The organism is Aeromicrobium sp. EU05-FHT14F07, assembly GCF_058790455.1.
This window is the reverse complement of the sequence record NZ_JBYTCR010000001.1, coordinates 260370-281382: the sequence shown is the minus strand read 5'-3', so window position 1 is coordinate 281382 and position 21013 is coordinate 260370. Positions and strand designations below refer to the sequence as shown.

Annotated in this window: 21 protein-coding genes and 1 tRNA gene; 8 read left to right on the top strand and 14 right to left on the bottom strand. The window is 72.8% G+C overall.

Annotated elements, in window-relative coordinates; translation table 11 throughout:
* Positions 1-14: 14 nt before the first annotated feature.
* The 9 genes from prmC to AC3WRM_RS01390 form a co-directional block, all read right to left on the bottom strand.
* The gene (gene prmC, locus AC3WRM_RS01430; protein ID WP_492246716.1) at positions 15-875 is read right to left on the bottom strand and encodes a peptide chain release factor N(5)-glutamine methyltransferase; all 861 of its coding nucleotides are present in this window, start codon (positions 873-875) and stop codon (positions 15-17) included.
* On the bottom strand, positions 872-1939 hold the full coding sequence (gene prfA, locus AC3WRM_RS01425; RefSeq protein ID WP_492246717.1) for a peptide chain release factor 1: 1068 nt from the start codon (positions 1937-1939) through the stop codon (positions 872-874). The genes prmC and prfA overlap by 4 nt, the downstream gene beginning before the upstream one ends.
* 108 nt (positions 1940-2047) lie before the next feature.
* Complete coding sequence (gene rpmE / locus AC3WRM_RS01420; RefSeq protein WP_067856259.1) at positions 2048-2254, bottom strand: 50S ribosomal protein L31; 207 nt, start codon at positions 2252-2254, stop codon at positions 2048-2050.
* 133 nt (positions 2255-2387) lie between these two features.
* A complete protein-coding gene (locus AC3WRM_RS01415) occupies positions 2388-2870 on the bottom strand; it encodes a glutathione peroxidase (RefSeq protein ID WP_492246718.1) in 483 nt (160 codons plus the stop codon).
* 128 nt (positions 2871-2998) lie between these two features.
* The gene (rho, locus tag AC3WRM_RS01410) at positions 2999-4888 is read right to left on the bottom strand and encodes a transcription termination factor Rho (protein ID WP_492246719.1); all 1890 of its coding nucleotides are present in this window, start codon (positions 4886-4888) and stop codon (positions 2999-3001) included.
* 185 nt (positions 4889-5073) lie between these two features.
* On the bottom strand, positions 5074-5967 hold the full coding sequence (thrB, locus tag AC3WRM_RS01405; protein WP_492246720.1) for a homoserine kinase: 894 nt from the start codon (positions 5965-5967) through the stop codon (positions 5074-5076).
* Between the two features lie 11 nt (positions 5968-5978).
* A complete protein-coding gene (gene thrC, locus AC3WRM_RS01400) occupies positions 5979-7043 on the bottom strand; it encodes a threonine synthase (protein WP_492246721.1) in 1065 nt (354 codons plus the stop codon).
* A gap of 16 nt (positions 7044-7059) precedes the next feature.
* Positions 7060-8376 carry a homoserine dehydrogenase gene (locus AC3WRM_RS01395; protein ID WP_492246722.1) on the bottom strand — a complete coding sequence of 439 codons (1317 nt, stop codon included), beginning with the start codon at positions 8374-8376 and terminating at the stop codon, positions 7060-7062.
* Between the two features lie 10 nt (positions 8377-8386).
* A complete protein-coding gene (locus tag AC3WRM_RS01390; protein ID WP_492246723.1) occupies positions 8387-9880 on the bottom strand; it encodes an MFS transporter in 1494 nt (497 codons plus the stop codon).
* Positions 9881-9939: 59 nt separating this feature from the next.
* Between AC3WRM_RS01390 and soxR the strand changes: the two genes are divergently transcribed.
* From soxR to AC3WRM_RS01370, 4 genes are read left to right on the top strand one after another with little or no spacing between them, the layout of a single operon-like run.
* Complete coding sequence (soxR, locus tag AC3WRM_RS01385) at positions 9940-10383, top strand: redox-sensitive transcriptional activator SoxR (RefSeq protein WP_492246724.1); 444 nt, start codon at positions 9940-9942, stop codon at positions 10381-10383.
* 46 nt (positions 10384-10429) lie between these two features.
* Positions 10430-10900, top strand: coding sequence for a hypothetical protein (locus AC3WRM_RS01380; RefSeq protein WP_492246725.1), 471 nt, complete (start codon positions 10430-10432; stop codon positions 10898-10900).
* Position 10901: 1 nt separating this feature from the next.
* A complete protein-coding gene (locus AC3WRM_RS01375) occupies positions 10902-11576 on the top strand; it encodes an AzlC family ABC transporter permease (protein ID WP_492246726.1) in 675 nt (224 codons plus the stop codon).
* Complete coding sequence (locus AC3WRM_RS01370) at positions 11573-11887, top strand: AzlD domain-containing protein (RefSeq protein ID WP_492246727.1); 315 nt, start codon at positions 11573-11575, stop codon at positions 11885-11887. The genes AC3WRM_RS01375 and AC3WRM_RS01370 overlap by 4 nt, the downstream gene beginning before the upstream one ends.
* A gap of 13 nt (positions 11888-11900) precedes the next feature.
* Here AC3WRM_RS01370 and lysA read toward each other — a convergent pair whose 3' ends face one another.
* From lysA to AC3WRM_RS01355, 3 genes are all read right to left on the bottom strand, one after another.
* Positions 11901-13313, bottom strand: a complete 1413-nt coding sequence (gene lysA / locus AC3WRM_RS01365; RefSeq protein ID WP_492246728.1) for a diaminopimelate decarboxylase — start codon at positions 13311-13313, stop codon at positions 11901-11903.
* Entirely contained in the window at positions 13310-14974 is a 1665-nt protein-coding gene (gene argS, locus AC3WRM_RS01360) for an arginine--tRNA ligase (protein ID WP_492246729.1), read from the bottom strand. Before argS ends, lysA begins: the two co-directional genes overlap by 4 nt.
* Positions 14975-15038: 64 nt before the next feature.
* On the bottom strand, positions 15039-15431 hold the full coding sequence (locus tag AC3WRM_RS01355) for a response regulator (RefSeq protein WP_492246730.1): 393 nt from the start codon (positions 15429-15431) through the stop codon (positions 15039-15041).
* Positions 15432-15512: 81 nt separating this feature from the next.
* On the opposite strand from AC3WRM_RS01355, the gene AC3WRM_RS01350 reads away from it, so the two are divergent.
* A tRNA-Arg gene (locus AC3WRM_RS01350) sits at positions 15513-15584 on the top strand.
* Positions 15585-15932: 348 nt separating this feature from the next.
* Here AC3WRM_RS01350 and AC3WRM_RS01345 read toward each other — a convergent pair.
* Both AC3WRM_RS01345 and AC3WRM_RS01340 read right to left on the bottom strand, forming a co-directional pair.
* Positions 15933-17069: an EAL domain-containing protein gene (locus AC3WRM_RS01345; RefSeq protein ID WP_492246731.1), complete on the bottom strand. Its 1137-nt coding sequence runs from the start codon at positions 17067-17069 to the stop codon at positions 15933-15935.
* Positions 17066-17518 (bottom strand): DUF952 domain-containing protein, encoded by a 453-nt coding sequence (locus tag AC3WRM_RS01340; RefSeq protein WP_492246732.1) that lies wholly within the window; start codon positions 17516-17518, stop codon positions 17066-17068. The genes AC3WRM_RS01345 and AC3WRM_RS01340 overlap by 4 nt, the downstream gene beginning before the upstream one ends.
* Before the next feature lie 67 nt (positions 17519-17585).
* Here AC3WRM_RS01340 and AC3WRM_RS01335 point away from each other — a divergent pair, with 67 nt between their 5' ends.
* The 3 genes from AC3WRM_RS01335 to AC3WRM_RS01325 all read left to right on the top strand — a co-directional run bounded on the left by AC3WRM_RS01335 (position 17586) and on the right by AC3WRM_RS01325 (position 21008).
* On the top strand, positions 17586-18602 hold the full coding sequence (locus AC3WRM_RS01335) for an LLM class flavin-dependent oxidoreductase (protein WP_492246733.1): 1017 nt from the start codon (positions 17586-17588) through the stop codon (positions 18600-18602).
* A gap of 830 nt (positions 18603-19432) precedes the next feature.
* The gene (locus AC3WRM_RS01330) at positions 19433-20473 is read left to right on the top strand and encodes a GNAT family N-acetyltransferase (protein ID WP_492246734.1); all 1041 of its coding nucleotides are present in this window, start codon (positions 19433-19435) and stop codon (positions 20471-20473) included.
* Positions 20474-20561: 88 nt separating this feature from the next.
* The gene (locus tag AC3WRM_RS01325; protein ID WP_492246735.1) at positions 20562-21008 is read left to right on the top strand and encodes an OsmC family peroxiredoxin; all 447 of its coding nucleotides are present in this window, start codon (positions 20562-20564) and stop codon (positions 21006-21008) included.
* Positions 21009-21013: the final 5 nt, after the last annotated feature.

Below are 21013 nucleotides of genomic sequence, written 5' to 3'. Positions count from 1 at the left end.
GCGCGCCGAGCCGCTCAGGGGCGTCGCGCGGTGACGTACCGCGGCCGGTCCGCGAGGTCCGCATGGTCGCGCACGTCGGCCCACCGGCCGGCGAACACCGCGGGCGCCGACTCCCCCTGCGCGTCGGCGTGCTCGGCCCCGACGACACCGCCGGGTCGCAGCAGGCGCCAGGCCGCACGCTCGAGACGACGCATCGCGTCGAGGCCGTCGTCACCCGACCAGAGCGCCAGGGACGGGTCGTGGTCGCGGGCCTCGGGCGCCACGCCCTCCCACGCGTCCAGCGGGATGTACGGCGGGTTGCACACGACGACGTCGACCGTGCCGTCGAGGTCGGCGAAGGCCTCGAACGCGTCACCGAGCCGCAGGTCGGTGCCCGTGTCGCCGAGGTTGCGCTCCGCCCACGCGAAGGCCTGCTCGTCGAGCTCGACGGCGTGCACCTGGGCGCGCGGCACCTCGTGCACGACGGACAGCGCGATCGCCCCCGACCCGGTGCAGAGGTCGACCACCACCGGCGGGGTCTCCCGGCCGGACGACAGCACGGCCGACGCCTGCTCGACCGCCCAGCCCGCCAGCAGCTCGGTCTCCGGACGCGGCACGAACACCCCAGGACCGACCTCGAGGTCGACGTAGCGGAAGCCGGCGGAGCCGGTGAGGTGCTGCAGGGGCACCCGACGCGCACGGGCCGCGACCATGTCGCGGTAGACCTGCAGCTGCGGGCCCTGGAGGCGGGCGCTGAGCAGCAGGCCGCGCGGGGTCCCGGTGACGTGGGCGAGGAGCAGCTCCGCGTCGACCCGCGGCGACGCGACGTCGGCGGCCGTCAGGGTGGCCGTGGCCTCCTCGAGCAGGCGCTCGGCCTGGCTGCGGACGCGACTCACGCCCGCGACCCGTCGGCGGTCTCGAGCCGTTCGGCGAGGTCGGCGTCGACGAGCGAGCCGATGACGTCGTCGAGCGCACCGTCCATGACGGCGTCGAGGTTGTAGGCCTTGAAGCCGGTGCGGTGGTCGGAGATGCGGTTCTCGGGGAAGTTGTAGGTGCGCACGCGCTCGGACCGGTCGACCGTGCGGACCTGCGAGCGCCGCGCGTCGGACGCCTCCGCGTCGGCTGCCGCCTGCGCCGCCTCCAGCAGGCGCGAGCGCAGGATGCGCAGCGCCTGCTCCTTGTTCTGCAGCTGGCTCTTCTCGTTCTGGCAGCTCACGACGAGGCCGGTCGGCAGGTGGGTGATGCGCACGGCGGAGTCGGTCGTGTTGACGCTCTGGCCTCCGGGTCCGGAGGAGCGGAAGACGTCGATGCGCAGGTCGGCGTCGTTGACCTGAACGTCGACGTCCTCGGCCTCGGGCAGCACCAGGACCCCGACCGCGGACGTGTGGATGCGCCCCTGGGACTCGGTGACCGGCACCCGCTGCACGCGGTGCACCCCGGCCTCGAACTTCAGCAACGCGTAGGGAGCCTGGCCCGGCTCGGGGGTGCCCTTCGCCGCCACCGAGGCCGTCACCGACTTGTAGCCGCCGAGCGCGGACTCCGTGGCGTCGATGATCTCGACCCGCCAGCCCTTCGTCTCGGCGAAGCGCGTGTACATGCGCAGCAGGTCGCCGGCGAACAGCGCCGACTCCTCGCCGCCCTCGCCACCCTTCACCTCGAGGATGACGTCCTTGTCGTCGGCGGGGTCGCGCGGCACCAGCAGGCGCTGCAGCCGCTCCTCCAGCTCAGCGCGCTGGGCGGCCAGCTCGCCGGCCTCCTCGACCAGCTCGAGCTCCTGCGCGGCCTCGAGGTCCTCCCCCGCCTGCTGCCAGGCGCGGTAGGTGCGCACGACGGCGCCGAGCTCGGCGTAGCGGCGCCCGACCTTCTTGGCCCGCGCGGGATCGGCGTGCGTGGCAGGGTCCGACATCTGTCGCTCGAGCTCGGCGTGCTCGGACAGCAGCGCCTCGACGGCCTCGAACATGCTGGTCCCCTCTCCTCGCTCGTGCTCACGAGCTCCTCGGCGCGCTGCGCCCGGACGGACGACGACGCCGACCCGTCCGCTGGGGATCGGGTCGGCGTCGGAGAGGAGCTACTTCTTGCCGTAGCGCTTCTCGAACCGGGCCACGCGGCCGCCGGTGTCGAGGATCTTCTGCTTGCCCGTGTAGAACGGGTGGCAGGCCGAGCACACGTCGGCGCGGAGGGTGCCCTCCGTGGCGGTGCTGCGGGTGGTGAACGAGTTGCCACAGGTGCAGGTGACCTGGGTCTCGACGTACTCGGGGTGGATGTCGCGCTTCATGGTGTCCTCTCGTGGTGCTGGGTCGGGCCGCGGCGCGGACCGTGAACCAGGACCGGGGATCGATTGTGCCAGGGGCACGGGCGTCAACCAAACCGGGGCCGACTCTGTTCCCGTGGCCCGACCGTCGGGCTCGTCAGGCGGGCAGCAGGGCCTCGACGTCCTCGGCGATCTTCTCGGGCTTCGTCGTCGAGCCGTAGCGCTTCACGACGTTGCCCTCGGCGTCGACGAGGAACTTGGTGAAGTTCCACTTGATCTTGCTGCCGAGGACGCCGCCCTTCTCCGAGCGCAGCCAGCGGTAGAGCGGGTGTGCGTCGTCGCCGTTGACGTCGACCTGGGAGAACATCGGGAAGCTGACGCCGTAGTTCTTCTGGCAGAACGCCGCCGTGTCCTCGTCGGAGTCCGGGTTCTGGTGGCCGAACTGGTCGCACGGGAAGCCGAGGACGACGAGCCCGCGGTCCGCGTACCGGCTGTACAGCTCCTCCAGGCCGGTCAGCTGGGGGGTGAAGCCGCACTGCGTGGCGGTGTTCACGACGAGCAGGACCTTCCCCCGGTAGTCGGAGAGGTCTCGCGGTGCGCCGTCGATGGTCGTGGCGGTGAAGTCGTAGGCAGTGGTCACGTCGCCATCCTAGGGACGCGGTCCACCCTCCGCAGACGAGCGCGACGCGCCGGAGCTCGCGCTGCCGGACGGCGGCGGGAAGCCCGACGGGCCCGCCGACCAGGGTCGGCGGGCCCGTCGGGGCCGGGTCAGGCCAGGGGGCTGCGCTGGAGCGCGAGGAGCAGCTCGGCGTTGCTGCCGGTCTTCTCCAGCCGTCCGACGACCGCGTCGAGGACCTGCTGCGGGCTGCGGCCGACGAGGGCCCGGCGCGCCGCGACGAGGATGTCGAGCTCCTGCTCGTCGAGCAGCAGCTCCTCGTGGTTCGTGCGCGAGCCGGCGATGTCGACGGCCGGGAAGACCTGCTGGTTCTCGTCGACGTGCAGGCGCAGCACGCTGTTGGCGGCACCGTCGATCTCCTCCAGCACGGCCTCGTCGACGACGGAGGAGGTGCCCGCCAGCGCCGTCGCGAGGATGGTCAGCGAGCCGCCGTCCTCGGCGTTGCGTGCCGCGCCGAAGAACGTCTTGACGGGGTGCAGGGCGGCCGCGTCGACCGCGCCGGCCATCCGGCTCGAGGCCGTGGACGCCTGGTGGTACGCCCGGCCCAGCCGCGTGAGCGAGTCGAGGAGGACGACGACGTCGTGGCCCAGCTCGACCAGCCGCTTGGCGCGCTCGATGGCCAGCTCGGCCACCGTCGTGTGGTCGGCGGCCGGACGGTCGAACGTCGAGGCGATGACCTCGCCCTTGACCGAGCGCTGCAGCTCGGTGACCTCCTCGGGACGCTCGTCGATGAGGACGACCATGAGGTGGCACTCGGGGTTGTTGGCCGTCAGGGCGTCGGCGACGGTGCGCACGAGCGCCGAGCGGCCGCCCCGCTGCTCCGAGACGACCAGCTGGCGCTGACCCTTGCCCACGGGCGCGAAGAGGTCGATGAGACGGGTCGTGACGACCGTCGGGTCGGTCTCCAGGACCAGACGCTCCTCGGGGTGCACCGGCGTCATCGAGGAGAACTCGATGCGACCGCGCGCCTCCTCCAGCGGCGTCCCGTTGACGGTGTCGACCCGCACCATCGGGTTGAACTTCTCCTTGCGCTCCCCCTCGCGCGGCTGGCGCACCTGCCCGGTGACCGCGTCACCCTTGCGCAGCCCCCACTTGCGGACCATGGAGAGCGAGACGTACACGTCGTTCTCGCTCGGCAGGTAGCCGGTGGTGCGCACGAAGGCGTAGTTGTCGAGGATGTCGAGGATGCCCGCGGCCGGGACCAGCACGTCGTCCTCGGTGTAGGTGGGCTCGCCGTCGGCGCCCCGGCCGCCGCGGTTGCGACCGCGTCGGTTGCGACGACGTCCGCCGGCCTCGTCGTCGTCGGCTGCCTGCGGGTCCGGGCCGCGCTGACCGTTCTTCGGCGACGCGTCCTGCCCGCCCTGCTGGTCGCCCTTGCGCTGCTGGTCACCGCGACGCTGGTCGTCGTTCTTCTGACCGTCGCCGTTCTTCTGGCCGCCGTCGTTCTTCTGGCCGTCGTTGCGCTGTCCGTCGTTCTTGGCGCGCTGGTTGCCGTTCTTCGCGCCCTGGCCCTTGCCCTGGCCGCGGTTCTGCCCGTCCTTGGCCTGGACGTCCTTCTGTGCAGCGTCCTGGGGCTGGGCGTCCTTCTGGACAGCGTCCTGGGGCTGGGCGTCCTTCTGGGGAGCGTCCTGGGGCTCGCCGTCCTGGGGCTGGGCGCCCTGGCCGCGACGACCGCGACCACGCGGGTTCTGCTGCGGCTGGTCGTCCGTCGCCGGCTCGTCCTGCTGGGGCGCCTGCTGCGCCGGGGCGGCCTGGACGGCGCTCGGAGCGCTCTCTCCACGGGCGGCCTTGATGGCGTCGATCAGCTCGCCCTTGCGCAGCTTGCCGGCGTCGCTGATGCCGAGGCCGGACGCGATCTCGCGCAGCTCGGCGAGCACCTTGCCGCCGAGGGCACCGCCCGAGCGACGGGCGGGCTTGGCGGGGGCGGCGGAGGCCGGCTCCGCCGACGGGGACGCAGACTGGTCAGTGGGGGTGTCGGTCACGAGGATGCTTCCTGGGTGGGAGGGGGCGCCACAGGCCCTCCGGCGAAGACCGGGGCACCGTGGCCACCCGCCGACGGCGGGCGGACGTACACGTGTCGGGGAACGGGATCCACACCGACGTCCGTCACTCTAGCAGTGCCGTCGGGAGCCCGGTCCGCCCCCACGAGCGGCGTCCGGACCGCCCGTCAGGACGTCGTGACGACGTGGGCGCCGCGGTCGGCGACGTCGACCTCGAGCACCTTCCAGCCGTCGGGCACCGCGTCGGACACGCCCCGCGCGAACGCGAGGACCGTGGGGCCGGCACCGGAGATGACGGCGGGCACGCCGTCCACGCGCAGGCTGCGGACGAGGCGGTAGGACTCCGGCATCGCGCCGGCTCGGTACTGCTGGTGCAGGAGGTCCTCCGTGGCCGACGCGAGCCGCTCGGGCGCCTGGGTCAGCGCCGCCACGAGCAGCGCGGCACGGCCGGCGTTCGCCGCGGCGTCGGCGTGGCTGACCACGTCGGGCAGCAGACCGCGCGCGGCCTGGGTCGAGACCGGCTCCGGCGGCACGAAGAGGGTCAGCGGCACCGCGACGTCGAGCCGGACCGCCTCGGCGGCGAAGCCGTCGATCCACGCGATGGTCAGACCGCCGAGGAGCGCCGCCGCCACGTTGTCGGGATGACCCTCGATGTCCTGCGCGAGCTGCAGCGTCGCGCGGTCGTCGAGCGGCTCCACGCCCTCGACGAGCGCCTTGGCGAGCACGATCCCGCCGACGATCGCGGCCGAGGAGGAGCCCATCCCCCGACCGTGCGGCACCACGTTGCGGCACGTGAGCCGCAGACCCGGACGTCGCACGCCCATCAGGTCGAGGGCGGCGTCGAGGGAACGGACCACGAGGTGCCGCTCGTCGCGCGGCACCTCGTCGGCGGCCTCGCCCTCCACGACGACCTCGAGCCCGTCGCCGGGGACGACCTCGGCGGTCAGCTCGTCGTGCACGTCGAGCGCGAGCCCGAGGGCGTCGAAGCCCGGACCGAGGTTCGCGCTGCTGGCGGGCGTGCGGACCGTCACGGGCCCGCGGCGGAACGGCTGGTCGACCACGACGGCGCCGCTCAGGCCAGACCGGCGGCGGCCGCGGCGTCGTGCACGTCGGCGTCGATGACGGAGTCCACCACGGACTCCACGCCCGACAACGCCGTCTCCACGTCCTTCAGGCCGTGGCCGGTCACCGTGACCGCGATGCGCAGACCCGGGTCGACCTCGCCCGCCTCGGCGGCGGCCAGCAGGCCGGCGACACCCGCGGCCGACCCCGGCTCGACGAACACGCCGTCGTGGGCGCCGAGCCGACGCTGGGCCTCAAGGATCTGCTCGTCGGTGACGGCGTCGATGCGCCCGCCGGAGCTGTCGCGGGCCTCGATGGCCAGCTGCCAGGACGCCGGGTTGCCGATACGGATCGCCGTGGCGACGGTCTCGGGCCGGGCCACGGCCTCGCCACGGACGAGCGGCGCGGCGCCGGCGGCCTGGAAGCCCCACATGCGCGGGCGGTGGGTGGCCAGACCGGCGTCGGCGTACTCGCGGTAGCCCATCCAGTAGGCGGAGATGTTGCCGGCGTTGCCCACCGGGAGCACGTGCACGTCGGGGGCGTCGCCCAGGACGTCGACGATCTCGAACGCGGCGGTCTTCTGGCCCTGCAGGCGCACCGGGTTGACCGAGTTGACGAGCGCGACGGGGTACTCGTCGGCCAGCGCCCGCGACAGCTGCAGGCACTCGTCGAAGCCGCCCCGCACCTGGATGACCTCCGCGCCGTGCATGACGGCCTGGGCCATCTTGCCGGTCGCGATCTTGCCGTGCGGGACGAGCACGATCGGCGTGAGGCCGGCGCGCGCCGCGTAGGCGGTCATGGACGCCGACGTGTTGCCGGTCGAGGCGCACACCACGGCCTTCGCGCCCTCGCCGACCGCCACGGAGATGGCCGCCGTCATCCCGCGGTCCTTGAAGGAGCCCGTCGGGTTGTCACCCTCGACCTTGAGCCAGACGTCGCCCTGGACGAGCGAGGACAGCCAGGCCGAGTGGACGAGCGGCGTGCCGCCCTCCCCCAGCGAGATCACCGGGGTGTCCTCGTCGACCGGGAGCCACTCGCGGTACTCCTCGAGGACACCACGCCACGGCTGCGCCATCAGCGGAACTCCTTCATCAGTTGAGGCCTTCGACACGCATGACCGACGAGACGTCACGCACCATGTCGAGCGCGCGCACCACCTCGACGGTCGCGGCCAGGGCGGCGTCGTCGGCCTCGTGGGTCACGATGACGAGCTGGGCGTCGGATCCGTGGCCCTCCTGGCGGACCGTCTTGATCGACACGTCGTACTGCGCGAAGGCGTCGGCGACCGAGGCGAGCACGCCCGCGCGGTCGTCGACGTCGATCGACACGTGGTAGCGGGTGCGGGCGCGTCCGACGTCGAGCACCTCCAGGTCCGCATGAGCGGTGTCGCCGGGGCCGTGCACGTCCTGGCGGCGGTTGCGCGCGACCGAGACGAGGTCGCCGAGCACCGCGCTCGCCGTGGGGGCGCCACCGGCACCCGGACCGTAGAACATGAGCTGGCCGGCGGACTCGCTCTCGACGAACACGGCGTTGAACGCGCCCCGGACGCTGGCGAGCGGGTGGCTCTTCGCGATCATCGCCGGGTGGACGCGCGCCGACACGGCGTCGCCGTCGGGCGTGGTGATCTTCTCGCAGATCGCGAGCAGCTTGACGACGCAGCCCATCTCGTCGGCCGAGCGGACGTCGGCGGCCGTGACGTCGGTGATGCCCTCGCGGTGCACGTCGCCGATGGTCACGCGGGTGTGGAACGCGAGCGACGCGATGATCGCGGCCTTGGCGGCGGCGTCGAAGCCCTCGACGTCGGCGGTGGGGTCGGCCTCGGCGTAGCCCAGACGCTGCGCCTCGTCGAGCGCGTCGGAGAAGCCGGCTCCCGTGGTGGTCATGGCGTCGAGGATGAAGTTCGTCGTGCCGTTCACGATGCCGAGCACCCGCTGCACGGCGTCGCCGGCCAGCGACTCCTGGAGCGGTCGGATGATCGGGATGGCACCGGCGACCGCCGCCTCGAAGGCGATGTCGCGCTCGGCCTTCTCGGCCGCCTCGAACAGGTGGGCACCGTCCTCGGCGAGGAGGGCCTTGTTGGCGGTGACGACGGAGGCGCCGTGCTCCAGCGCGGCGAGGATCAGCTCGCGGGCCGGCTCGATGCCGCCGATGACCTCCACGACCACGTCGAGGTCGCCGCGGGTGACCAGCGCGTGCGCGTCGGTGGTGAACAGGTCGGCCGGGAGGTCGAGGTCGCGCGCCCGGCCGAGACGACGCACGGCGATGCCGACGAGCTCGATCGGCGCGCCGATCCGACGCGCCAGCTCGTCGCCGTCGCGGGTCAGCAGCCGGGCCACCTCCGACCCCACGACGCCGCAGCCCAGCAGGGCGACCTTGAGGGGTCGGGCGGTCGACGGAGCGGTGTTCACGCGCGACAGCCTATCGGCGTCCGTCCTCGGTCCGGTCCCCAGTCCTCGCGACGAGACCGGGTTCCCTGCGGGAGGCTCTCCGCTCGTAGCCGCGCCCGAGCACGAGCAGCCCCGCGACCACGCACCCTGCCGGCACCGCGAGGGCCGCGAGCACGCCGACGCCCAGGCCGTGGCCGACGGCCGCGGCGAACACGGTGGCACCCAGGGCGAGTGCGACGGACTCGGCGACCGAGTCGCTGGTCTGCAGGGCGGCACTGTGGTCCGCCTCCTCCCCCGGGCGGGAGCGACGCAGCACCTCGGTCACCGACGTCGACGAGAGCACGCCCATCCCGAAGCCGCCCACGACCCAGACCGTCGCCACGACCACCACCGGGACGTCGGCGACGAGCGAGAGCGGCACGGCGAGGAGCCCCAGGAGGATCGCGCCGGCACCCAGCGCCGCGCGACGTCGGGGCGTGCCGACCAGCGCGGGCAGCCGCTCCGGCCGCGACACGAAGGCCGCGCCGGCGTACCAGGTGAAGGCCGTGCCGGAGATCGCCGCACCCGCCAGGCCCACGGAGAGTCCCCGCTGGTCGACCAGCACCAGCGGCACGTAGACCTCCGCCGCGAAGTACGCCGCCATGAGGAAGGCTCGAGACCCGATGAGGGACGGGAGGCCGCGGCCGCCGGTCCAGGTGCGCGGAGGGACCAGCCGACGGACAGAGAGCCCGAGGGCCACCAGCCCCAGCACGAGCCAGACCGGCCAGGCCGGGAGCGTCCGCTGCCCGGCGACGGACACGAGGAGCACCGCTGCCGCAGCCACCGCGGCGGCAGCCAGGCCGCCCACCGCGCCGTCCCCACGGCCGACGTCGTGGCGAGCGCGGTCGTCCCCGGCACCGGCCGGAGCAGCGGCGAGCGACCGGACGGCCGACCAGGCGACCGCGAGGCTCGCGGCGGCCAGCACGGGCCCGAGCAGGAACACGACCCGCCAGCCGAACGCGTGGGTCAGGCCACCGGCGACGACGGGTCCGACGATCGCCGGCACGGTCCAGGCGCTCGTCATCACGGCGAGCGCGCGGGGACGCAGGTGGTCCGGGTAGGCCCGCGCGACCACGACCCAGAGGGCGACGCCGATCGGCCCGGCCCCGAGCCCCTGCACGGCGCGACCGACGAGGAAGCCGGACATCGACGTGGCGGTGCCGCACACGACGAGCCCGACGGCGAACAGCGTCACCCCCCAGCCGAGCGCCGGCGCGGGACCCGCCCGACCGATCCAGGAGGCGCTGGCGGTCCTCGAGAAGATGCTCACCGCGACCGGGGCGGCGAACGCCACCGCGTACAGGGCGAGCCCGTCGAGCGCGCGGGCCACCTCCGGCATGACGCTGACCACCGCGAGCGACTCGAAGGCGACGAGGAAGGCCAGCGAGAAGAGGCCGAGCGACGTGCGGCCCAGCCGCCCGCGCCAGATCGAGTCGACGTCGTCGGGCGTGGTCGTCTGGGCGTCGAGGGCGTCCGGCGTCGTCATGGGACGATCAGACAACCTCGACCAAAGTTGAGGTCAACACCGACCGACAGGAGGCCCGGATGGCGGACACGAGGGACCAGCTCACCCCGCAGCAGGTCGCCGAGCGATCGGGCGTCGCGGTCTCCGCCCTGCACTTCTACGAGTCGCGCGGTCTCATCACGGCGGCCCGCACGCCGGGCAACCAGCGTCGCTACCGACGCGACGTGCTGCGCCGGCTGGCGTTCATCCAGTTCTCCCAACGACTCGGCATCCCCCTGGCCGAGATCGGCGAGGCGCTCGCGTCGCTCCCCGACGGTCGAGTGCCGACCAAGCGGGACTGGACGCGGCTCACGTCGCGCTGGCGTGCCGACCTCGACGCCCGCATCGCCCGGCTCCAGGCCCTGCGCGACGACCTCGACGGCTGCATCGGGTGCGGCTGCCTGTCCCTGCGCAGCTGCTCGGTCTACAACCACGACGACGAGCTCGCGCGCCGAGGTCCCGGTCCGCACCGGGGCCTCACCTGAGGCGGATCGATCACGGGGCAGGTCCGCCGTCACCTACCCTGGTCCGGTGAGCACGCGCCCGAGCAGCCTGTCGTCGAGCCTGCGGCAGCTGGGGCCCGTCAAGGTGGTCGGACTGGTCACCGTCGTCGTGGTCACGGTCGTGCTCGTGTGGGCCGTCCTCGACGTGCGGTCGCTCCTCGCGCAGGCCCCCGCCGCACAGGTCGCCGCCGCACCGGACGCGACGGCCGGCGCCCGTGGCAGCACCACCGAGCGGCAGGTGGCGGTCACCGTCACCTTCTCCGGCACCGGTCCGTTCAACGCCACGGTCGTCGACGCGTCGAAGCGCGAGCGCACGTTCCGCTCGACCGGTCGGGACGTCACGGTGACCCGCGTGTACGAAGGTGCCGGCCCGTACGTGCTGGCGAGCGTGCAGACCACCGGCAACGCCACCGTCCGCTGCCGTGTCGCCGTCGACGGGAGGCAGACGTCGTCGACCGAGCAGTCGGGCCTCTACGCCCAGACCGTCTGCGCCGGCTGAGGTGGGCGCCGACGACCGCGCCTCCTTCCGGGAGGGGCTGAGGCTCGGGGTGCCGTTCGGCGTCGCCTCCTTCCTGCTGTCGATGTCGTTCGGCGTCGTCGCCCGGGAGACGGGCTTCAGCGTGCTGGCCGCCGTCGCGATGTCGGTCCTCGTGTTCGCCGGCTCGGCCCAGTTCGCGGCCGTGGCGGTGCTCGCCGCCGGCGGAGGAGCAGGCGCCGCCGTCGCCGCAGGGACGCTGATGAACTCACGCTTCCTGCCCATGGGCATCGGGCTCGCGCCGTCGCTGCCCGGGCGCGCCTGGTGGCGGGGCCTGCAAGGACTCGCCGTCGTCGACTCGTCCTGGGCGCTCGCGGCGCGCGGCGACGGCACGTTCGACCGCTGGCGCCTGTTCGGCACCACCGCTCCGCAGCTGGTGGCCTGGTACCTGGGCACCGTGGTCGGGGCGTTCGGCGGTGAGCTGATCGGCGACCTCGACCGGTTCGGGCTCGACGCCGTCTACCCGGCGTTCTTCCTCGCGGTGCTGCTGCCCGAGCTGCGCGACCGCGACCGGCGGAGCGTGGCGGTCGTCGGCGGCCTGCTGGCGCTCGCGCTCGTGCCCGTCGCTCCCCCGGGCGTGCCCGTGCTCGCCGCGGGGCTCGCGGCCCTGTGGGGACTGCGTCGACGGGAGGCGCCGTGAGCACCGTCTGGGCCACCATCCTCGGCCTCACCCTCGCGACGGCCGCCGTCAAGGCCGTTGGGCCGGTGCTGCTGGGCGGTCGCGACCTGCCGGAGCGGTTCACCGGCGTCATCGCCCTCATGGCCCCGGCTCTGCTCACCGCGCTGGTGGTGACCAGCGTGCTCGCCGACGGCGACCGGTGGCACGCCGGGGCCGACACCGTCGGCGTCGCGGCTGCCGGCGTGGTCGCCTGGCGCGGCGCCTCCGTCGTGACGACGCTCGCCGTCGCGGTGGTCGTGACGGCGCTGCTGCGCCTCGCGGGCCTGCCGTAGCGGGGCGCCGGCGTCAGCCGACGTCGAGCGTGAAGAGGTCGTCCTCCGTCTCGCGGCGCAGGATCAGCCGCGCCTCGCCGTCGCGCACCGCCACCACGGCCGCACGCGGCACGTGGTTGTAGGTGCTCGCGAGCGAGCGGCAGTACGCCCCGGTACCGGGGACGGCGAGCAGGTCGCCGGCGGCGACGTCGCCTGGGAGGTACTCGTCCTTCACGACGATGTCGCCGCTCTCGCAGTGCTTGCCGACCACGCGGCTCAGCACCGCCGGCTCCTCGGACCGCCGCGAGGCGAGGGTGCACGAGTAGTCGGCGCTGTAGAGCGCGGGCCGCACGTTGTCGCTCATGCCGCCGTCGACGGCGACGTAGCGGCGCGAGGCGCCCCCGTCGAGACCGACGGACTTGACCGTGCCGACCTCGTAGAGCGTGAACGTCGTGGGCCCGACGATCGCGCGCCCCGGCTCGATCGACAGGTGCGGCACGTCGACGTCGAGCGCCCGGCACTCCGCGCGCACGATGCCGAGCAGGCTGTCGGCGAGCTCGGCGGGCGAGCGGGGGTCGTCCTGCGTCGTGTACGCGATGCCGAAGCCGCCGCCGAGGTCCATCTCCGGCGGGACGACGCCGAGCTCCTCGATGATCCGCGCGTGCAGGCGCAGCACGCGCCGCGCGGCCACCTCGAAGCCGTCGGCCACGAAGATCTGCGAGCCGATGTGCGAGTGCAGCCCGAGGAACCGCAGGCCGCCTCCCCCGGGCCGGTGGGCGGAGACGATGCGGCTGACGGCCTCGAACGCGGCGCCGTCGGCGATGGAGAACCCGAACTTCTGGTCCTCGTGGGAGGTGGAGATGTACTCGTGGGTGTGCGCCTCGACGCCCGCGGTCACGCGGACCATGACGGCTGCCTCACGGCCGGTCTCCGCCGTGAGGGCGACGAGCCGGTCGATCTCCTCCAGCGAGTCGACGATGATCCGCCCGACGCCCGCCTCGAGCGCGCGCCGCAGCTCGGCCACGGACTTGTTGTTGCCGTGCAGCGCGAGCCGCTCGGGCGGGAAGCCGGCACGCAGCGCCACGGCGAGCTCGCCACCCGTGCACACGTCGAGGCTCAGCCCCTCCTCCTCGACCCAGCGCGCCGTGGCGACGCAGAGGAACGACTTGCCGGCGTAGTACACCTCGCACCCCTCGAAGGCGTCGCGGAAGGCCCGCGCCCGGCTGCGGAAGTCGTCCTCGTCGAGCACGTACAGCGGCGTGCCGAACTCCTCGGCCAGGTCCGTGACCGACTCACCGGCGACGGTCACGACGCCGTCGACCTTGGAGACGTTGCGTGCCCACAGGTGCGGCACGAGCGCGTCGACGTCGTCGGGGCGACGCAGCCACGCGGGACCCCTGTCTCCGGCCTGGCCGTGCAGCGCGCCCGCCTCGTGGGCCCTCATCACATGCGCTCCGGGGCCGAGACGCCGAGCAGGCCGAGCCCGTTGGCGACGACCTGACGGGTCGCGTCGACCAGCACCAGCCGCGCGCGGTGGACGTCGGTGACGTCCTCGTCCCCCTGGGGCAGCACGCGGCAGACGGCGTAGAACGCGTGGAAGGCGGCCGCGGTGCGCTCCAGGTAGCGGGCCACCCGGTGCGGCTCCCGCAGCTCCGCCGCACGCGACGCCACCTCGGGGAAGCTCGCCAGGGCACGCAGCAGGTCGCCCTCCTTCTCGTGCTCGAGCAGGCCCGGGTCGAAGCGGTCGAGGCCGTGGTCGATGCCGAGGTCGGCGGCGTTGCGCAGGATGCTCGAGAGCCGCGCGTGTGCGTACTGCACGTAGTAGACGGGGTTGTCGTTCGTCGTGCTGGCCCAGAGGTCGAGGTCGAGGTCGATCGGCGAGTCCGTCGAGTAGCGGGACAGGGCGTACCGGGCCGCGTCGACGCCGATGGCGCCCACGAGGTCCTCGAGGGAGATGACGGTCCCGTTGCGCTTGCTCATCCGTAGGGGCTCGCCGTCACGCAGCAGGTTGACCATCTGGCCGATCAGCAGCTCGAGGTTCACGCCGGGCTCGTCACCGAACGCGGCGCACATGGCCATCATCCGCGACACGTACCCGTGGTGGTCGGCGCCCAGCATGATGAGGCAGCGGTCAAAGCCCCGCTCGCGCTTGTCGAGGTAGTACGCGAGGTCGCCGGAGATGTAGGCGGCCTGGCCGTCGGACTTCACGACGACCCGGTCCTTGTCGTCGCCGTAGTCGGAGGTGCGCAGCCAGCGGGCGCCGTCCTTCTCGTACATCTTGCCGAGCTCGTCGAGCCGCGCGATGGCCCGCTCGACCGCGCCGGACTCGTGCAGGTCGTTCTCGTGGAAGTAGACGTCGAAGTCGACGCCGAAGTCGTGCAGGGACGCCTTGATCTCCGCGAACATCAGTGCCACGCCCTCGGCGCGCAGCACCTCGGTCGCCTCCGGGTCGGGCAGCGAGGCGACGTCGGGGTGCTTCGCCACGACGTCGGCCGCGATCTCGTGGATGTACTGGCCGCCGTACCCGTCCTCGGGCGCCTCCTGGCCCCGCGCCGACGCGAGCAGCGACCGGGCGAAGCGGTCGATCTGGGCGCCGTGGTCGTTGAAGTAGTACTCGCGGGTGACGTCGGCACCGGCGAACGTCAGCAGTCGGCCGAGCGAGTCGCCGACGGCGGCCCAGCGCACGCCGCCGATATGGATGGGGCCCGTGGGGTTGGCGCTGACGAACTCGAGGTTGACCTTCTGGCCCGCGTAGAGCTCGCTGCGGCCGTAGTCGGCTCCGGCCTGGAGCACATGTGTGGCCACCTGGCCCTGCGCGTCGGCGGCGACGCGCAGGTTGAGGAAGCCGGGGCCGGCGACCTCGGCGGCGCTCACGCCGTCGTGCTCGGCGAGCACCCCGGCGAGGTCCGTGGCGAGGTCGCGCGGGTTCAGGCCCGCCTTCTTGGCCAGCTGCAGCGCGATGTTCGTGGCGTAGTCGCCGTGCTCCTTGACCTTGGGTCGCTCCACGCGCACCTGGGTCGGCACGCCGTCGGGGAGGCTGAGCCGTCCCTCGTCGACGAGCCGCTGGAGGGCGGACACGATCACGTCGCTGAGCTGCTCGGGAGTCACCGCACCAGCCTATCGACCGGCGCGCCGCTCCCCGTCCGCGGGAAGCGCTGGCGAGACCGGCGCGTCAGGCCTGCGAGCGCCGTCGGATGACGTCGTTCACCGTCGACACCAGGTCGTCGGGGTCGAACGGCTTCGTCACGTACGCGTCGACGCCGGCGTCGAGCCCCCGCTGGATGTCGGCGGGCAGGTTCTGGGTGCTCACCATGACCACCCCGAGGTGCCGCAGCCGCTCGTCCGCCCGGATGGCGTGCACCGTGCTCACGCCGTCCTGGCGCGGCATCATGACGTCGACGGTGACGACGTCGGGCAGGTCGCCGACGTCGGCCGAGGCCCGCAGCCGCTCCACGCAGTCGAGGCCGTCGACGGCCTCCCGCACGTCGAACCCCGCCAGCTCGAGGTTCGTGCGGATGAGGAACCGGATCGACGCGGTGTCGTCAGCGACCAGGACCGTGGGCACACGCACCACCGTAGCGGGCGTGGGGTAGGGTCGTACCGCACTCGGCCAGACCGGTCACCGCACCCGCGGAACCGTGCACCGGCCCCCGTAGCTCAGGGGATAGAGCACCGCCCTCCGGAGGCGGGAGCGCAGGTTCGAATCCTGCCGGGGGTACCCAGCACAGCGCATCGGTCCCGTCGCCACCTGGCGGCGGGCGCCTTGGTGCTCCCCCGGTCTCCTCGCCCGCGACACCGACCGGAGTAGGCCATGTGAACGCCTGTCACCTTTTCTCCGCGCCCAGTCAGCGCGGAGTCGCCGGACATCGTAGGCTCCAGCCTGCGCCGGATCGCCCACCCCTGGACGCGGACGGCGCAGCGCCCCTGCTCTCGGACACGGAGAGCAGGGGCGCCTCGCTCCTGGCGCGCTGGAGCACGGAAGACGATACGTCCGCCCTGACTCCCCTGAGGGGTGTCGCGCCGGGCGGTGGGACGGCCGTACGAGTCGGGCCCCGCGGGCGCCTCGTCAGTCGAAGGTGCCGCGCACGACGTGCGTCACGCCGAGCTCGTCCATCCACGGCAGCTCGGCGTCGGAGACGCCCAGCGCGACGCAGTCGGCGTCGATCTGCGCCGCCAGCGTCGCGATGGACTCCACGAGGACCCGACGTCGCAGGTCGTCGGCCAGGCCGTGCACCAGCTCGGGATCGATGCGCAGCACGTCGGGCGAGAGCAGGAGGATGTGGCGCAGCTCCGCCGCGCCGTCACCGACCCGGTCGACCGCCACCCGCGCTCCGAGCCGACGGAGCGGCTGCAGCAGCGACGTGAGCTCCTCGTAGTCCTCGATCGTCTCGTCCACGTCGAAGCGCAGCATCAGGCGCGACGGCGGCATCGAGGCGATCAGCGCCTGGAAGGCCGGGTCGCGCAGGGCCTCCGCCGACAGGCTGACGCTCACGACCGGCACCGACGTCTGCTCGACGGCCTTCAAGGTGCGCGACAGCACGGACAGCTCGAGCTCGACACCGCGACCCACCTCGCGCGCCTCCCCCAGCCGGCGGCGGAACGGACGGCCGTCCGCGAAGCGGGCCACCGCCTCGTGGCCGACGACCGCGCCGGAGACCACCTCCGAGACGGGCAGGAGCTCGATCGTCGCGTCCTCGAGGGCGCCGTCGATGGTCTCCGCGAGGTCGGCCAGGTCGGTCAGCCGCCCGTCGACCTGCTCCTCCATCTCGATGAGCCGCATGATGAGCACGGCGGTCGCCCGCAGCACCTCCGCCTCGGCCGGCGAGAGGTCCGGGTGCGGGTCGCGCGAGAAGGCGCACAGCGTGCCGAACAGCTCGCCGCTGCTGCGGGTCATCGGGACGCCCACGTAGGCGCCGATGCCGAGGTAGGACGTGTGGAACGCGTCGACCGTGAGCGGCTCGGTGGCGGTGTCGGGCACGACCTCCCCCAGCTGGCCGCTCGTGATCATCTGGCAGTAGGTGCCCTCGTACGGCTCGCTGAACCCCACCTGGATCGGGAGGTCGACGTCGGACACCAGCGCACGGAACGAGCGACGATCACCCTCGATCTCGCTGATGAACGCGACGTTGAGGCCGAGCTCGCGACGCACCAGGTCGACCATGGCCGTCGCTGCCGTGCGTGCGTCCGTCCTGAGCCTGCTCACACGCCATGCCTTTCGGAACCCCGAACCGTCGTCTCGGACGCGATCCTAGGGTCTTCCTCCCAGATCCGCACAGCAACACGACCCTCCCACTCCACCTCGCCGACGGACGTCACGGCGTCGCGGTCGAGGGGGCCGCGGACGTGCGGGAACAGGACGTCGTCGCCCACGCCCGGGGGCGGGACCGGTGACGCCGCCTCGTGGACCACGTCCGCCCGCAGCCGCGACACGTCGAGGCGCAGGACCAGCAGCGGGCGCGGCGCGTCGGCGTAGAACGCCGTGGCCACCGCGAGCGTCGTCGCCTCGTCGGGCGAGCAGTGCACGAACCCCTCCTCCGCGAGCGACGCGGGCGCGTACGGACGATCGGGGTCGGCGGCCCACTCGGGCGCCGGGACGAGGTGCAGGATCGTGGTCGGGCTGGTCGGTCGGGGAACGTCACCGTCGGGCGTCACGAGGTCATGGGACCACGAACACCCTGGCAGCGGGAATGCGACACCCTCACGACGGCTTGACGCAGGCATGAAGAACATCGGGTTCCTGTCCTTCGGGCACTGGTCGGACTCGCCGCACTCGGCGACCCGCAGCGCCGCGGACGTGCTGCACCAGTCGATCGAGCTCGCCGAGGCGGTGGAGGACCTCGGCGGCGACGGCGCCTACTACCGCGTGCACCACTTCGCGCAGCAGCTCGCGTCGCCGTTCCCGCTCCTCGCCGCCGTCGCCGCGCGCACGAGCCGGATCGAGATCGGCACGGGCGTCATCGACATGCGGTACGAGAACCCCCTCTACATGACCGAGGAGGTGGGGGCGGTCGACCTCATCAGCGACGGTCGGCTCCAGATCGGCATCAGCCGCGGCTCACCGGAGCAGGTGATCGACGGCTACCGCTACTTCGGCTACGCCCCGAGCGACGGGAAGACCGACGCCGACCTCGCGCGCGAGCACACGGCGGTGCTGCTGGAGCTGCTCAAGGGCACCGGGTTCGCCGAGCCGAACCCGCGGCCCATGTTCCCGAACCCGCCGGGCAAGCTGCGCCTCGAACCGCACTCCCCCGGCCTGCGCGACCGGGTGTGGTGGGGCGCCGGCAGCCGGGCCACCGCCGAGTGGACGGCGGAGCAGGGCATGAACCTCATGAGCTCCACCCTGCTCACCGAGGACACGGGCGTCCCGTTCCACGAGCTGCAGGCCGAGCAGATCCAACGCTTCCGCGACGCGTGGAAGGCGGCCGGCCACGAGCGCGAGCCGCGCGTGTCGGTGAGCCGCAGCATCTTCGCCCTCGTCGACGACCGCGACCGCGCCTACTTCGGCGGGTCGGGCGGCGACGACCAGGTCGGGTTCCTCGAGGGCGGCCGCGCCCGCTTCGGCCGCACCTACGCCGCCGAGCCCGACCAGCTCGTCGAGCAGCTGCGCGAGGACACCGCCATCGCCGCCGCCGACACCCTCCTCCTCACCGTCCCGAACCAGCTCGGCGTCGAGTACAACGCCCACGTCGTCGAGAGCATCCTCCAGCACGTCGCGCCGGAGCTGGGCTGGCGCTGAGGCGGGCTCGAGCTCTTCCTGTCGGGGTCTCGGCTTGCCGGTGCGCTGCCTGCGTGGGTCTGGGGTTGCTGGTGTTGAGCCTGCGCGGGTCTGTGGTTGCTGGTGCGCTGCCGTAGTTGGGCTGTGCTTGTTGGTGCGCTGCCTCGGCCTTCGCTGGGGGTGGCCTCCGAAAGGGCCTCGACCGGGCAGCTGGGCGGGGGTCGGTTCCGGGTCTCGGGCTGTGGCCCGCGCTGTGGGACGCAAGATGCTGCGTTCGCGTGCGGAATCGCGAAGGATGCTGCGTTTGCTACGGGATCCCGTCGTGAACGCAGAAGCGTTCGATCTGACTCGCGCGAAGGCAGAGTCTTGGGTGCCCTTTGGGTTGGGGGGACGAAGGATTCTTCCTTCTCGTGGAACGGTCCACGAGAAGGAAGAATCCTTCACACGTCTGGCCCCCTCGTCGGTGGATCTGCCACCTGAACAGCGCCCAGAAGGTGGCCGATCCACCGACGGCACGCGCAAACGCAGCATCTTGGGCCAGCCACGCACAAATGCAGAATCTTGGGTCCCACGCGGGCCACAGCCCGAGAACCCAGACCACCTCGCGCCCAGCCGCCCGGTCGAGGCCCTTTCGGAGACCAGCCCCAGCGAAAGCCGAGGCAGCGCACCAGCAAGGTCACGACGACCGCAGGCAGCGCACCAGCAAGGTCACGACGAGCGCAGGCGGCGCACCACCAACCCCAGACCCGAGCAGACAGCGCACCAGCAGGACGACCGCAGCCAGCCCCGACCCCCACCTCCCCCCAGGGCCGACGCGCGCGAGACGGCGGAGGTGGGAGACTCGTGACCCGATGAGCCCAGCAGACGAGACCGCCCCGACCGAGATCGACGTCCCCGACCTGCCCGGCCCCTGGTCCGCGCGCGTCCCCACCTACGGTGACGTCGACGCCCTCGTGCGTCTGCGGCACCTCGACGAGCTGCAGGGCACGGGCGAGGCGCACGTGGACCCGGCCGGTATCGAGAACGAGGTCGCCGGCCAGGCGTCCTGGACGCGGCGGCAGCTCGTCGCCGTCGGGACCGACGACGTGCCGGTCGCCTGGATCACCGTCCACGACCGCGCCGCGGGACGCGCCCTGGTGTGGGGCTACTTCGACCGCGACGTCGCGGAGGTCGACGAGATCGCGCGCGTCCTCTACGCGTGGGCGGAGGAGGTGGCGATCCTCATGGCGCGCATCCGCGGCATCACGGAGACGCGCCTCGACGAGAGCCCGTTCGCCGACGACTCCCGCCAGGCGGGCTGGCTGGAGCAGGCCGGGTACGCGAAGCGACGCACCTGGCTGCACATGGAGCGACCGGTGCGCGACGGCGACGCCGACCTGGAGCCACGCGAGGGCGTCGTCGTGCGCACCGTCGAGAAGCACGAGAACGGGTTCCCGGTCGCCTCCGACCTGCAGACCGTGCACCACATGCTGGAGACGTCCTTCGAGGACCACTTCAACAACTACCGCGAGTCCTTCCCCGAGTTCGTGCAGCGCATGCGGGAGGAGCCCGGGCACCGCTGGGACCAGTGGTGGCTGGCCTACGTCACCGACGAGGACGGCGAGCAGGTGCCGGCCGGCACCGTCGTGTGCTCGGTGCTGCCCGGCAAGCACGACGGCCCCGAGGGAACCTACGTCGAGTACATCGGCGTCAACCGGCACGCCCGTGGTCGGGGCGTGGCGAAGTCGCTGCTCGCCACGGTCATCAGCGACGCGGTCCGACGTGGACGCGACCGGGTGGGTCTGGAGGTCGACGCCGACTCCCCCACCTCGGCCGACCAGCTGTACCTGTCGATGGGGTGGGAGACCGACTACGTCACCGACTCCTGGTTCAAGGACCTGACGCTCGCCTGACGGGCTGTCGTCGCCCGGATCAGGTTGCGGGACCTCTCCACGCTCGTAGCGTCGGTGGTACACATCCCACCCACCGGCAGGAGACACCATGCCTACTCGCACTGCTCGCACCGCCTGGGACGGCGGCTTCGAGGACGGAACCGGTCAGGTCGAGCTGACCAGCTCGGGCCTCGGCACGTTCGAGATGTCCTTCCCGAAGCGTTCCTCCGAGGACGGGGGCGGCGCGACCAACCCCGAGGAGCTGCTCGGCGCGGCGCACTCGGCCTGCTACACGATGCAGCTGACGGCGGTGCTCGGCCAGAAGGGCGGCACGGTCCACTCCATCGAGACCAAGGCCGACGTGTCCCTCGGCAAGGACGACGCCGACGGCGGCTTCAAGATCACGAAGATCGCGCTCACCGTGCGGGGCGAGGTCGAGGGCGTCGACGACGCCACCTTCCAGGAGGCCGCCGAGGCCGCGAAGACCGGCTGCCCGCTCAGCAAGGCGCTCGCGTCGGTCGACGAGATCACCCTCGACGCGACGCTGGAGAGCTGAGCCCG